Raw genomic sequence first — 13261 nt, forward strand, 5'->3', positions numbered from 1 at the left:
AACTATTGAATTTTATACAAATGCACAAAAATCCAATTTTGGAATTTTTTTAACACGATATCTTAATCTTTTAGAAAGTAATTTTCTATAAAATCTAGATTTAGAACGAATCAATTTCAATATATTTTTATCCAAAAAAGGATAAATGCTAATATATACTTTTATTAAGTTCATATCATGAGTCATACATATTTTAATCAAAGTCACTAAAAATTTATTTTTACTTCGATTATAATAGATTTCTTCATTAATAATTTCTGCTATTTCTATAAAAAATATTGAAGATAATTTCTCATTTCTAATCAAGTTCATTTCTTTCATAATTTCGTCTTAATAAATAAAAAATAAAAGCATAAAAATTTACAAAAAATTTGTAATAGGAAAAATAATATTGTAAACTTGTATAAATTCAGTTTTTTATTTAGGTCCCATAGCTCAGTTGGTTAGAGCACCTGACTCATAATCAGGAAGTCGCTGGTTCAAGTCCAGCTGGGACCATATAATTACTTAATAACTGGGGAGGGATTCGAACCCACAACTTACAGTTTAGGAAACTGTTGTTCTATCCGATTTGAACTACCCAGTCTTAGTTTCTATAATAGAAACAGTCGATTTATTTTTTCTTCCTTTTTTAAAGGAAACATAACCATTTTTGATAGCGTATAAAGTATGATCTTTTCCCATTCCTACATTTTTTCCAGGATGATGTTTTGTTCCTCGCTGACGAACTATAATATTACCAGAATTTACGTATTGATTTCCATAGATTTTAATACCCAATCTTCTTCCTATTGAATCTCTTCCATTTCTAGAGCTTCCAGAACCTTTTTTATGAGCCATATTATTTTTTTATTTTTCTAAAAAAGAAATTATTTTTATTTTTGAGAATAAAGGTCTAAATCCATTTTTTACTTTATATCCTTTTCTTCTTTTTTTCTTAAAAACAAAAATTTTTTTCCCTTTTATATGTTGCATAATTTCTATTATAATGTTTATTTTTTCTAAAAAAGGATCCCCTAAAAAGAGTTTTCCTTCTTTATAAAACAAAAAAACTTGATTTAATAATATTTCTTCTCCCACCTTTTCAGAAATATGAGGGACATAAATATACTGATTTTCAACAATTTTAAATTGTTTATCTTTTATATTAACAATAGCATATATCATAAATTCTATTTTACTTTAGTAATATTTTTTTTGCTTTTAAAAGACTTTCCAATAAATAATCTATTTCTTCACAAGTATTATACACAGAAAAACTAACTCGAATCATTCCCGTAACTCTAAAAAAATTCATAAGAGGTTGTGCACATAAATGCCCTGTTCTAACCGCAATTCCTAAACGATCTAAAAGACTACCTACATCAAAACAATGTAAATTATCTATATTAAAGGAAATAATCCCAGATTTATCAGAAACATCCTTAGAAACTCCATATAATTGAATTCCATCTATTGAACTTAAACATTTTATAGCATACATTAAAAGTTTTTTTTTGTAAGATTGAATATTTGATATCCCTATTTCTTTTACAAAATCTATAGCAAATCCCCAGACAACAATTCCTTCTATATTTGGGGTCCCTGCTTCAAATTTAAACGGTAAATCTGAATAAGTTGTACCATCAAAACTTACATTTTTAATCATTTCCCCTCCGAATTGATAAGGATATAATTTTTCTAATATTTTCTTTTTTCCATATAATATACCAATTCCAGTAGGTCCATACATTTTATGAGCAGAAAAAACATAAAAATCAACATTTAAATCTTGTACATTTAAATCTAAATTAGATGGGACTTGAGCTCCATCAATTAAAACTAAAGCTCCATATTCATGTGCTTTTTCAATAATATCTTTAACTGGATTAATAATTCCTAAAACATTTGATATATGACTAATAGATACTATTTTTGTTTTTTCTGAAATTAAAAATTCAAAATCTGTTAATTTTAAAAATCCACTATCATGAATAGATATTATTTTTAAAATAGCATTTTTCTTTTTACAAAGAATTTGCCATGGAACAAAATTGGAATGATGTTCAAGACAAGAAATAATAATTTCATCTCCTTCTTTTATAAAATTTTCCATACTAGAAGCGACCAAATTAATAGATTCTGTAGTTCCTTTTGTAAATATAATTTCTGAAGAATGTCTTGCATGAATAAATTTTTTAATTTTTTTTCTAACATTCTCCACATATAGAGTTGCTTTATGACTAAGATAATGCAATCCTCTATGAACATTAGAATTCATAGTAGAATAATAGCTTTGGGAAGCTTGAATTACTTTTAAGGGCTTCTGAGTTGTTGCTGCATTATCCATATAAATTAAAGGATTAGAATATATTTTCTCTTTTAAAATAGGAAATTGATTTCTTATTTTTTGTATTTCTTTATCTGAAAACATATATTTTATAAATTTTTATCTAATTTTTCCTTAATTTTTCTATTGATTAATTTTTTCAATTCAAAAATATGAATAGGAATCAACACTTCCCCTAAAAAAGATAATAACAATAACATTTTAGCTTTTTTTTCAGGAATTCCTCTGGATTGAAGATAAAATAATTCAGACTCTTGTATACTACCTATAGTACAACCATGTGAACACTTCACATATTCAGAATAAATTTCTAATTGAGGTTTAGCATATATACTTGCCTCATTAGAAAGAATAATATTATGATTTTTTTGGAATGCATTTATTTCTTTAATAAGTTTATTAACAATTATTTTTCCATTAAAAATACCTTTAGATTTTTCACTTAAAATATTTTTATATAATTGGAAACTATAAGCATCTGAACATAAATGATCGATCAAAGTATGATGATCTACAAATTGTTTTCCTGATAAAAGAGAAATACCATATAAATAAGAATAAGTTTTTTTTCCTATAGAATAAAACTTTAAATTATTTCTTATAAAATTTCCTTGAAAAGAAAAAGTATAAACAGTGCATTTACTATTCTCATTTTGTTTTAAATATGTGTTATCTATTATAGAAGTTTCTACTAAATCATTTTGTACTTTATAATAGTCAATTATACTGTGATTCATAGCATAAATTTCGCTAACAGAATTTATAAAAGGGGAATGTTTTTTTAAACATTTGGAATGTTCTATAATTTTAACATGAGAATGTTCTCCTACTACAATTAAATTTCTGTTATTCAACATAATTTTAGATTCAATCCCTGTAGAAATATGCAATATTTCTATGGGATTTTCTAAAATAACATGATTAGGAATGTAAATATATGCTCCATCTATTGATAATAGTGTGTTTAAAGTATAAAATGCATCATACTGGTATGATAGTCTTCCATAATAATCTTTAATTTCACTTTCTTTTATAGATATTATATTTGATAAAATAATATTTTCTGCATAAGTGTATGAAAAATAAGGGTTATATTTTCCATCTACAAAAACCAAAATAAAAGATCTTTCTTTTTTAAGAAAAGTTAAGTCTTTTATTTTTTTAGGTTCTATATTTTTTATTTTTTCATTTTCAGAAATAATATTATAATCTTGGTTAATAATTGAGTTAATATCTGTATTTTTCCATTCTTCATTTCTATAAGAAGGAAATCCTTTTTTTTGGAAAAAATCAGAATGTTTTCGTTTCAAAAAAGACATATAAGAGTCTTTTTTTCTTGCAGAAGCAAATTTATTAATTAATAAAGTTACTTTTTCTCTTAACTGCATTTAATTATAAAGTTAAACAATTCTTTTATACTTGATTTTTAGCTATCCAATCATATCCTTCTTTTTCTAATTTTTCAGCTAATTTTTGATTTCCTGACTGAATAATTTTTCCATTATATAGAATATGTATGATATAGTCTGAAAAAATGTAATCTAATAATCTTTTGTAATGAGTAATAATTAAAACAGAATTTTTATCATTTCTAAAAGCGTTAATACCTTGAGCAACTATACGTAAAGCATCTATATCTAAACCTGAGTCTACTTCATCTAAAATAGATAATAAAGGATCTAACATCATCATTTGAAATATCTCATTACGTTTTTTTTCTCCACCTGAAAAACCTTCATTTAAAGAACGATAAAAAAAATTCTTATCAATGTTTAATAAAGAAGACTTTTCTTTTATTTTCAATAGAATATCTTTAGAAGACATTTTTTTTATATTTCTTGCTTCACAAATAGAATTAACCGCTGTTTTAACAAAATTAATAATGGATACTCCTGGTATTTCCACTGGGTGTTGAAAAGAAAGAAAAATTCCTAAATGTGCCCGTTCTTCTGGTGAAAAATTTAATAAATTTTTGTTAAAAAAATAAATATTACCTTCAGTTATTTTATACTCTTTTTTACCTGCTATTATAGCAGCAAGAGTACTTTTACCAGAACCATTAGGCCCCATAATAACATGATTCTCCCCTCTATTAATTTTTAAATTAATTCCTCTAAGTACCTTATTTTTATCTATATAAGCATGTAAATTTTCTATGTTTAACATAATAATTTTTATTATTATCCGACAGATCCTTCCAAAGAAATTTCCAAAAGTTTTTGAGCTTCTACTGCAAATTCCATAGGAAGTTTTTTTAAAACTTCATTACTAAAACCATGAACAATTAAAGAAATTGCTTTTTCTATATTTATTCCTCTTTGATTACAATAAAAAATTTGATCTTCTCCAATTTTTGAAGTTGTTGCTTCATGTTCTACTTTGGAAGTAGAATTATATACATGAATATATGGAAAAGTGTGAGCGCCACATTGATTTCCAATTAATAAAGAATCACATTGAGAAAAATTACGAGAATGAATTGCTTGAGAAGCAATTTTCACCAATCCTCTATAATTATTTTGAGCTTTTCCAGCGGATATTCCTTTTGATATAATAACACTTTTAGTATGTTTTCCTATGTGTATCATTTTAGTTCCCGTATCTGCTTGTTGAAAATCTTTAGTTAAAGCTAAAGAATAAAATTCTCCTATTGAAAAATCACCTTTCAGAATACAAGATGGATATTTCCAAGTGATTGAAGAACCAGTTTCGACTTGTATCCAAGATATTTTTGCTCCTTTTTCACACAAACCACGTTTTGTGACAAAATTAAAAACACCTCCTTCTCCCTTTTTATTTCCAGGAAACCAATTTTGAACGGTAGAATACTTAATTTCAGCATTTTCCAATGCTATAATTTCAACTACAGCTGCATGTAATTGATTCTCTTTTCTTTCCGGAGCAGTGCATCCTTCTAAATAACTAACATAGGAATCTTTATCTGCGATAATTAAAGTCCTTTCAAATTGGCCCGTTTTATTTTCATTAATACGAAAATATGTGGATAATTCCATAGGACAATGAACTCCTTTTGGGATATAACAAAAAGAACCATCTGAAAATACAGCTGAATTTAGAGCTGCGTAAAAATTATCTTTTTTTGAAATAACTGAACCTAAATATTTTTTTACAAGATTTGGATATTTTTTTAAAGCATCATTGATAGAACAAAATATAATGCCTTGATCTTTTAATTTATTCTGAAATGTAGTAGCTAAAGAAACGGAATCTAATACTATATCTGTTGCAACACCTGAAAGTATTTTTTGTTCTTCTATAGGGACTCCTAATTTATTGAATGTATCTATTAACTCTGGATCTACTTTTTCCAAATTATTTAGATCTATTTTTTTTTTGGGAGCAGAATAATAACTTATTTTTTGAAAATCTGGAACTTGGTATTTTATATTTGCCCATTTTGGAGAATTCATTTTTTTCCATATTTGATAAGATTCTAATCTCCAATCTAACATCCATGCAGGTTCCTTTTTTTTTTCTGTTATTTTACGAATAACGTCCTCATTTAATCCCACTGGGATTTTATCTGATTCTATTGGAGTATAAAATCCATATTTGTATTCAGATTGAGTAAAATTTTCCAGTATCTTATCATTTTTTTTCATTATGATGAAAAACTTTTTCCGCATCCACAAGTATGTTTTGCTTTAGGATTATTGAAATAAAAACCTTTTCCATCTAGTCCGTCTGAATATTCTAATGTTGTTCCTTCTAAATAAGGAATGCTATTTTGATCTACCAATATTTTCATTTCTTTGTGTTGAAAAACTCTATCGTATTCTTGTTTATTTTTATCAAAAGTAAGTTCATAAGACATACCTGAACAACCTCCACTTTTCACTCCAAATCTAACAAAAGAAACATCATGAGAAAGTCCTTCTCTTTTCATAAGAGAAATTAATTTATTTTTAGCTTTTTCAGATATAAAAACCATAATTATTTACAATTTTTGTGATTACATGAGATAAAGATAATTCTTTTGCATGATTAATCATTTAATAAGATAAGTAATTTTTGTTACTCCTTCTTTTATTCCCCATTTATCAGACATACCAGCATTAATTTCTAAAATATATTTTATGTTTATGTATGAAGGAAAATTGATGATTTCTATATTTTCTTTCATAGGAGTTATGTATTTATTCAAAAAAACAACAGTATCAAATTGATTGATATATATAATATCTAAAGGAATTCGCACATCTTTCATGTTTATCTGTTTATATTCTTCTTGATTTTTTAATAAAAACAACATTCCTCTATTTTCTTTTAGAAAAGATCTATATTTTAATCCATTACTTTTTTCTATATCTTTGTCTGCTAATTCTATGTCTATTTTTTTAATAATAGAATTATTATTTTTTAAATATATTTCTCCGTTTTTAATAAATTCTATTTCTAGTAGATTTCCAACATCTAAAAACATATCAGAATCGTAATGAATTCTTTCAGATGAATTTATAAAAAAACACAGAATTATTATTATGATAAAAGAACAAAAAATATTAATTTTTTTCATAATGAAAAAAAATACTTTTTAATTCTTGATAAGTTTAAAAGCAAAAATCCAAAAATAATAAAAGGAATACTCAGCCACTGTCCTGTATTTATAGATAAAAAATTAATAAATTCTTCTCCTTGTGGTTCTTTCATAAATTCTAATAAAAAACGTATAGACCAAAGAAAAATAAAAAAAATTCCAGATAAAAAACCATTATCATTTTTTTTTCCTATTCGATATAAATACCAAAGTAGTAAAAAAATTATTAGATAACCAATAGACTCATATATTTGTGCAGGATGTCTAGGGACTATTTCTCCATATTCTGTATCCATCTGTACAAATTTTACTGCCCAAGGCAATTTTTCATTACATGGTTTTCCCACGATTTCAGAATTAAAAAAATTTCCTATTCTAATGAAAACAGCAGATATTGATACAGGAAGAGATAATCTATCGCATAACCAAATAAAAGATTTTTTCTTTAGAATCGTTTTACTATAAAATAAACTAGATAAGATAATACCTATGGTCGCGCCATGACTAGATAAACCTCTATAACCAATAAATTCATATCCTTTTATAAATCCTAATAAAAAACTATGGTCGTTTTTTCTTATAGGAAGAAAAGCTTCAATACAATGATCTGAAAAATATGAAAAATCATAAAATATAACTTGACCAAATCTCGCTCCTATAAGAGTTCCAAAAAAAGTACATATGAATAAAGGGTCCAAATATTTTTGATGTATATCATCTTTTTGATAAATATATTTCATTATATACCATCCTAATGAAAAAGAAACCACAAACATTAGACTATAAATATGAATTATAAAACCTTTCCACAAATTAAATTTTTGGATAGGATCCCAATTAATATATTCTAATTCTAATGTTTGCATGATTCATTAAATTTATTTTGTAGGATCATAACCGTATGGACCCCATGGATTACATTTTATAATTCTTTTTATACTTATGAAAATAGCCTTAAAAAGATTCCATTTTTTTAGTGATAAAATCATGTAACTTGAACAAGTTGGTATATATCTGCAATTATGCCCTATCCATGGAGATACCCCTATTTGATATAATATGATAATTTTTATGAATAAAATTTTTATAATTTTCATGCAAAATGATTTGTAATAAAATTTAAGGAAGAACCAGCTTTGAACCATTGAATTTGTTTTTCATTATAAGAATGATGAACTATAATTCTTTCTTTACGCCCATTTTTATGAATTAACTCTACTGCTATATTTTTATTAGGAGATATATTTTTTACATAAAAATGTAATACATCTTCTTCTTCAATTTTGTAATAATCATTGGGATTTGAAAAAGTTAAAGCTAAAATTCCTTGTTTTTTCAAATTAGTTTCGTGTATTCTAGAAAAAGATTTAACAAGAATTATACGAACTCCTAAAAAACGAGGTTCCATCGCAGCATGCTCTCTTGAAGAGCCTTCCCCATAATTATCTTCTCCAACAATCAAAGTTTGTATATTTTTTGATTTATAAAATTTTAATACATCATAAACCGTACCATAATTTCCTTTTATAATATTTTTTATTTTATTTTTTTCATGATTGAAAGCATTTACAGCTCCCATTAGTAAATTTTCAGAAATCTTTTCAAGATGACCTCTGTATTTTAACCATGGGCCTGCCATTGATATATGATCTGTAGTACATTTTCCTTTAGTTTTAATCAAAAGTCTAATATTTAGAATATTATTTCCATTCCATGCTAAAAATGGGGATAAAATCTGTAACCTTTTAGAATTTTTTTCTATGATCACAGATAAATTTTTTCTATTTTTTTTTGAAAGATTTTCATATCCTAATTCTTCTATATTAAAATTTTTAGCAGGAATTTCCATTGATTTAGGTTCTTCGAATTTTACATATTCACCTATTTCATTTTTCAACATATCCTTTCTAGGATCAAATGTCAAATCTCCAGAAAAAACTAAGGCAGTGACAATTTCTGGAGAAGCGATAAAAGCATGTGTTTTTGGATTTCCATCATTGCGAGATGAAAAATTTCTATTAAAAGTATGAATAATTGTATTTTTTACGTTTTTTTTATTTCCTTTTCTATCCCATTGTCCAATACAGGGGCCACAAGCATTAGAAAAAATTTTACCTCCAATATCTTTAAAAATAGATAAAAATCCTTCTTGCTTCATAAAAAAAGAAACTTTTTTCGATCCCGGAGATACCATATATTCTGAATTAATTTTCAATTTTTTCTTTTTTGCTTGTTTAATTATTGATATAGCCTTTGATAAATCTTCATAAGAAGAATTTGTACAAGAACCAATTAATCCAATTTCTATTTTTGTTGGCCAATTATTTTTAGCGGCTTCTTCTTTCATTTTAGAAATAGGAGTTGCTTTATCTGGAGTAAAAGGTCCATTAATATGGGGCTCTAAAACATTTAAATCTATTTTTATTACTTTATCATAATAATAATATGGATTTTGATAAACTTCTGGATCTGCTTTTAAAAAATATTTTATTTTTTCTGCCATCATAGAGACCTGATTTCTTCCATTTTTATTCAAAAAATTTTTCATTTTTATGTCATAGGGAAACAAAGATGCCGTAGCTCCTATTTCTGCGCCCATATTACATATAGTAGCTTTTCCAACACAAGAAATACTATTAACCCCTTCTCCAAAATATTCAATAATATGATTTGTAGCTCCTGAAACTCCAATCATTCCAGACAATTTTAATATCACATCTTTAGGAGAAGTCCATCCATTAATTTTTCCTGTTAAATTTACTCCAATTATTTTAGGAAATTTCAATTCTAAAAGAGACCCGGACATAACTTCTGCGGCATCGGATCCTCCAATTCCTATCGCTAACATGCCTAGTCCTCCAGCATTAGGAGTATGAGAGTCTGTTCCTATAATCATTCCTCCAGGAAATGCATAATTTTCTAAAATAATTTGATGAATAATACCAGACCCAGGCCCCCAAAAGTCTATTCCATATTTATGAGATGCGGATCTTAAAAAATTATAAATTTCTTGATTTTCTTCTATAGAATTTTTTAAATCTAAATCGTTTCCATCTCTAGCATATATGAGATGATCACAATGAATGGAAGTAGGAACAAACGTTTTGTATTTTTTAGTTTGCATAAACTGTAGCAATGTCATTTGAGCTGTAGCATCTTGCATGACAATACGATCTGGAAAAAAATTCATGTAATATTTATCTCGAAAGTTTTTCGATTCAAAATTAGTTTCTATTTTTTTTATTTCATCACCTAAATGATAATACAAAATTTTTTCCGAATAAGTCATAGGAGAATCTATCACATTTCGAATTTTTTCAATTTTAGATAAAAAATTTGAATAAAAATTTCGAATCAGATTAAGATCAAAAATCATATATTATAATATACATAAATTATGTTTCGTTTAAAAAAACATTTATTTTTTTATAAAAATCCATGGGATTATCTATATGAATCCAGTGATCAGATTTTTTAACTGTCCAAATTTTAGATTTTGGAAACAACTTACGTATATAATTATAATCTTTATTAAGAATATAATTTGAATATTCTCCTCGCAAAAATAATGTTGGGCCATAATATAAACCATTTTTTATTTCTTTATGAATTAAAAAATCATAATTTTTTTCAATATTTAATAAAGAAAAAGAAAAACATAATTTTCCATTTTTTTTTCTTTGAATACATTTAGAAAAAAATGACCTGATTTTTATATCAAAAATCCATGTTTTTAAAAAAGAGTCTAGATCTCTTCTAGTGTTAATTATATTGAAATCTACTTTCTTTAAAATATGAATTAATTTTTTTTGATCTTGATCACTGTTAGTATAAGCTTTAGGACTAATATCTAAAACAATAACTTTTTTTGGAATAAAAGGATATTTTATGGAAAACTTTATAACGGCTCTTCCTCCCATAGAATGTCCTAATAATATAGGATCATTTAATTCATAATAATGAATATATTCTAATATATCTTTTGATATGAGATCATAATTCATTTTATCGGAAACAAAACTCTTTCCATGATTTCTAATATCTAATAGATGAATTTGATAAATTTTTGAAAATTCTTTTGCAAAAGAAATCCAATTATTTCCATTTCCAAATAAACCATGAAAAACTAAAATAGGAGACCCCATACCGTAAATTTTAGAATATAGTATCATTTTAATATTTGTTTACTTTATGAATTCTTTTCAAATAACTTTGTATTGTATTTTCTAGTCCCATATATATAGATTCGTTAATTAAAGCATGTCCAATCGATATCTCTGATATATTTGGTATTTTCTCAATTAAAAAAGAAATATTATCTAAATTTAAATCATGGCCAGCATTAATTAACATATGATTATTCACAATCATTTTTGCTGTATCAATATACGGATCAATGCAATTCCATTTTTTTCTTGCATATCCTATAGCAAAATATCCTGTATATAATTCTATTCTATCTGCTCCTGTTTTAGCTGCATATGAAACTAATTCTGGTTTTGGGTCTAAAAAAATGGAAGTACGAATTCCATAATTTTTTAATTTTCTAATTTTTTCAGTCAAAAAATCTTGATATAAAAAAGTATTCCATCCAGAATTTGATGTTATATCTTTTTCAGAATCAGGAACTAAAGTAACTTGCGATGGTTTTATATCTAATACTAATTTCATAAATTTTTCAGTAGGATTTCCTTCAATGTTTAATTCTGTTGTTATTACAGAACTTATATCATAAACATCCTTATATGTAATATGTCTTTCATCAGGACGTGGATGTATAGTTACTCCTTGACATCCAAATTTTTGAACATCTATTGCTACCTGCAAAACATTAGGTATATTCCCCCCTCTTGCATTTCTTAATGTAGCTATCTTATTTAAATTAACACTTAATCTTACCATTGTTTCAAAACTTCTTTTTTAGTTACTTGTGTTACTTCTAAACCAAATTCTTTAGATGCTGTTAATAAATGATCGAAAACGCTAGCCTGTATCTGTTCGTATTTAATAGATTCAGAAGTATTCGTGAAACAATATAATTCTATGGGTAGACCATAAGGAGTAGGTTCTAAATGTCGTACCATCAAAGTTTCTGATTGTGATATTTTTGGATGTTGATACAAGTATTCCAATGCATATTGACGAAAAAGTCCAATGTTTGTTAATCTTCTTCCATTAATATTTACACTAACATCAATATTTTTTTCCTTATTGAAAATATCTATTTCTTTTTGTTTTTGTTCTATATAATTTTTGATTAGATAAACATGTTGAAACTTCTTCAAATTATCTGAATTACAAAAATGAAAAGATTGTATATTAAATAAAATAGATCTTTTAATTCTACGTATGTTTTTTTGACGCATAAATTCAAAATTAATAACAGCTGTAGAAATTAAATCATAAGTAGGGACACTAGTAATAGTTTTATCAAAATTTTCTATTTTTGCGGAAGTTAAATTGATCTCAATAACTGTCCCTTCTATACTATATTTAGGAATTCTAATCCAGTCTCCTACTTTGATCATTTTTGTGGATGCCATTTGAACTCCTGAAACAAATCCAAGGATTGTATCTCTAAATACCAGTATCACAAAAGCTGTTATAGCACCTAAACTGGTTAAAATTGTAATAAGATCATTTTTTGTGAGAATCGCAATGATAACTAGAATACAAAATATGATAGATACTATTTTCAGTAGTTGTGAAAAAGAACGAACTGCTATTGTTTGATGATTATTTTCACTTGTAGCTATTCTCATGATAGAATTCACTACTCGAATTAAAAATTGTAAAACAATTAAAACAAATAATATATCAAATATTTTTTTTAAATAAATGATAATTGTATGATAATTTTTGAAAAATGGTTCAATTAATATTAAGCCAATAGATAGTGGAAAAAAATGGGCGAGACTATCAAAAACTTTGTTTTCATATAAAATGTTATCCCAAACAAAATGAGTCGAACTTACTATTCTTCTTCCTATAAAACGAACCCCTCTATTAAAAATAAATTCTAAAACTACTAGAAAAATAGTAAAAAATAACATTTTACCAATTATAACAAGAGTTATTGTCCCCCATTTTTTTAGATCTAAATTATGAACAATCTCATAAATTCCTTGAATTTGAAAGATAATTGTTCCTACTTTTTCAATAAAATTGCTTTTATAACACATAAGTTAAAATTCTTAACTATAAATCTTACTATAAAAAATTGAATAATTAACTGTATTTTGAGTTATTTTCAATAATTTATTCGGATTTTTATTTCTTATGTTTTGTAGATTGAATAATATAATAGATATTGATTTTTTTTTAGATATTTTTTAGATAAAAATTTTGACTCAATTTTTTAAAATTTTAGATTT

The 13261-nt window shown here is 25.4% G+C and carries 15 protein-coding genes and 2 tRNA genes; 1 reads left to right on the forward strand and 16 read right to left on the reverse strand.

What is annotated here, in order from left to right:
• Positions 1 to 12 precede the first annotated feature (12 nt).
• Positions 13 to 321: a ribosome-binding factor A gene (locus H0H73_RS03005; RefSeq protein ID WP_185852135.1), complete on the reverse strand. Its 309-nt coding sequence runs from the start codon at positions 319 to 321 to the stop codon at positions 13 to 15.
• 103 nt (positions 322 to 424) lie between these two features.
• Here H0H73_RS03005 and H0H73_RS03010 point away from each other — a divergent pair.
• Positions 425 to 498, forward strand: a tRNA-Ile gene (locus H0H73_RS03010).
• A gap of 13 nt (positions 499 to 511) precedes the next feature.
• On the opposite strand, the gene H0H73_RS03015 is transcribed toward H0H73_RS03010, so the two are convergent.
• From H0H73_RS03015 to H0H73_RS03085, 15 genes are all read right to left on the reverse strand, one after another.
• A tRNA-Arg gene (locus H0H73_RS03015) sits at positions 512 to 586 on the reverse strand.
• Positions 577 to 840, reverse strand: coding sequence for a 50S ribosomal protein L27 (gene rpmA, locus H0H73_RS03020; protein WP_185852136.1), 264 nt, complete (start codon positions 838 to 840; stop codon positions 577 to 579). Before rpmA ends, H0H73_RS03015 begins: the two co-directional genes overlap by 10 nt.
• Before the next feature lie 9 nt (positions 841 to 849).
• A complete protein-coding gene (rplU, locus tag H0H73_RS03025) occupies positions 850 to 1167 on the reverse strand; it encodes a 50S ribosomal protein L21 (RefSeq protein WP_185852137.1) in 318 nt (105 codons plus the stop codon).
• Between the two features lie 10 nt (positions 1168 to 1177).
• Entirely contained in the window at positions 1178 to 2413 is a 1236-nt protein-coding gene (locus H0H73_RS03030; protein WP_185852138.1) for an aminotransferase class V-fold PLP-dependent enzyme, read from the reverse strand.
• 5 nt (positions 2414 to 2418) lie between these two features.
• Positions 2419 to 3717 (reverse strand): Fe-S cluster assembly protein SufD, encoded by a 1299-nt coding sequence (gene sufD, locus H0H73_RS03035; protein ID WP_185852139.1) that lies wholly within the window; start codon positions 3715 to 3717, stop codon positions 2419 to 2421.
• Between the two features lie 25 nt (positions 3718 to 3742).
• Entirely contained in the window at positions 3743 to 4495 is a 753-nt protein-coding gene (sufC, locus tag H0H73_RS03040; protein ID WP_185852140.1) for a Fe-S cluster assembly ATPase SufC, read from the reverse strand.
• Positions 4496 to 4509: 14 nt separating this feature from the next.
• Positions 4510 to 5952: a Fe-S cluster assembly protein SufB gene (sufB, locus tag H0H73_RS03045; protein WP_185852141.1), complete on the reverse strand. Its 1443-nt coding sequence runs from the start codon at positions 5950 to 5952 to the stop codon at positions 4510 to 4512.
• Positions 5952 to 6281 (reverse strand): HesB/IscA family protein, encoded by a 330-nt coding sequence (locus H0H73_RS03050; protein WP_185852142.1) that lies wholly within the window; start codon positions 6279 to 6281, stop codon positions 5952 to 5954. Before H0H73_RS03050 ends, sufB begins: the two co-directional genes overlap by 1 nt.
• 57 nt (positions 6282 to 6338) lie before the next feature.
• The gene (locus H0H73_RS03055) at positions 6339 to 6773 is read right to left on the reverse strand and encodes a DUF192 domain-containing protein (RefSeq protein ID WP_238784353.1); all 435 of its coding nucleotides are present in this window, start codon (positions 6771 to 6773) and stop codon (positions 6339 to 6341) included.
• A gap of 89 nt (positions 6774 to 6862) precedes the next feature.
• The gene (gene lgt / locus H0H73_RS03060; protein WP_185852144.1) at positions 6863 to 7753 is read right to left on the reverse strand and encodes a prolipoprotein diacylglyceryl transferase; all 891 of its coding nucleotides are present in this window, start codon (positions 7751 to 7753) and stop codon (positions 6863 to 6865) included.
• A gap of 12 nt (positions 7754 to 7765) precedes the next feature.
• The gene (gene yidD, locus H0H73_RS03065) at positions 7766 to 8032 is read right to left on the reverse strand and encodes a membrane protein insertion efficiency factor YidD (RefSeq protein ID WP_317168013.1); all 267 of its coding nucleotides are present in this window, start codon (positions 8030 to 8032) and stop codon (positions 7766 to 7768) included.
• On the reverse strand, positions 7981 to 10263 hold the full coding sequence (locus tag H0H73_RS03070) for an aconitate hydratase (protein ID WP_185852146.1): 2283 nt from the start codon (positions 10261 to 10263) through the stop codon (positions 7981 to 7983). The genes yidD and H0H73_RS03070 overlap by 52 nt, the downstream gene beginning before the upstream one ends.
• Before the next feature lie 19 nt (positions 10264 to 10282).
• Positions 10283 to 11059 (reverse strand): alpha/beta fold hydrolase, encoded by a 777-nt coding sequence (locus H0H73_RS03075; RefSeq protein WP_185852147.1) that lies wholly within the window; start codon positions 11057 to 11059, stop codon positions 10283 to 10285.
• A 1-nt stretch (position 11060) separates the two neighbouring features.
• A complete protein-coding gene (locus tag H0H73_RS03080; RefSeq protein WP_185852148.1) occupies positions 11061 to 11789 on the reverse strand; it encodes a pyridoxine 5'-phosphate synthase in 729 nt (242 codons plus the stop codon).
• A complete protein-coding gene (locus H0H73_RS03085; protein WP_185852149.1) occupies positions 11783 to 13069 on the reverse strand; it encodes a mechanosensitive ion channel family protein in 1287 nt (428 codons plus the stop codon). The genes H0H73_RS03080 and H0H73_RS03085 overlap by 7 nt, the downstream gene beginning before the upstream one ends.
• Between the last annotated feature and the right edge of the window lie 192 nt (positions 13070 to 13261).

The sequence above is a fragment of the Blattabacterium cuenoti genome (genome assembly GCF_014251335.1).
Taxonomy (GTDB): Bacteria; Bacteroidota; Bacteroidia; order Flavobacteriales; family Blattabacteriaceae; genus Blattabacterium; species Blattabacterium cuenoti_G.

Bases quoted from the DNA above. Each gene is read 5' to 3' on its own strand.
- H0H73_RS03050 (WP_185852142.1), bottom strand. From the start codon at position 6,281: ATGGTTTTTATATCTGAAAAAGCTAAAAATAAATTAATTTCTCTTATG.
- sufD (WP_185852139.1), bottom strand. From the start codon at position 3,717: ATGCAGTTAAGAGAAAAAGTAACTTTATTAATTAATAAATTTGCTTCT.
- H0H73_RS03085 (WP_185852149.1), bottom strand. From the start codon at position 13,069: ATGTGTTATAAAAGCAATTTTATTGAAAAAGTAGGAACAATTATCTTT.
- H0H73_RS03055 (WP_238784353.1), bottom strand. From the start codon at position 6,773: ATGTTTTTAGATGTTGGAAATCTACTAGAAATAGAATTTATTAAAAAC.
- H0H73_RS03070 (WP_185852146.1), bottom strand. From the start codon at position 10,263: ATGATTTTTGATCTTAATCTGATTCGAAATTTTTATTCAAATTTTTTA.
- H0H73_RS03080 (WP_185852148.1), bottom strand. From the start codon at position 11,789: ATGGTAAGATTAAGTGTTAATTTAAATAAGATAGCTACATTAAGAAAT.
- rplU (WP_185852137.1), bottom strand. From the start codon at position 1,167: ATGATATATGCTATTGTTAATATAAAAGATAAACAATTTAAAATTGTT.
- yidD (WP_317168013.1), bottom strand. From the start codon at position 8,032: ATGGTTCAAAGCTGGTTCTTCCTTAAATTTTATTACAAATCATTTTGC.
- H0H73_RS03005 (WP_185852135.1), bottom strand. From the start codon at position 321: ATGAAAGAAATGAACTTGATTAGAAATGAGAAATTATCTTCAATATTT.
- H0H73_RS03075 (WP_185852147.1), bottom strand. From the start codon at position 11,059: ATGATACTATATTCTAAAATTTACGGTATGGGGTCTCCTATTTTAGTT.
- sufB (WP_185852141.1), bottom strand. From the start codon at position 5,952: ATGAAAAAAAATGATAAGATACTGGAAAATTTTACTCAATCTGAATAC.
- H0H73_RS03030 (WP_185852138.1), bottom strand. From the start codon at position 2,413: ATGTTTTCAGATAAAGAAATACAAAAAATAAGAAATCAATTTCCTATT.
- sufC (WP_185852140.1), bottom strand. From the start codon at position 4,495: ATGTTAAACATAGAAAATTTACATGCTTATATAGATAAAAATAAGGTA.
- rpmA (WP_185852136.1), bottom strand. From the start codon at position 840: ATGGCTCATAAAAAAGGTTCTGGAAGCTCTAGAAATGGAAGAGATTCA.
- lgt (WP_185852144.1), bottom strand. From the start codon at position 7,753: ATGCAAACATTAGAATTAGAATATATTAATTGGGATCCTATCCAAAAA.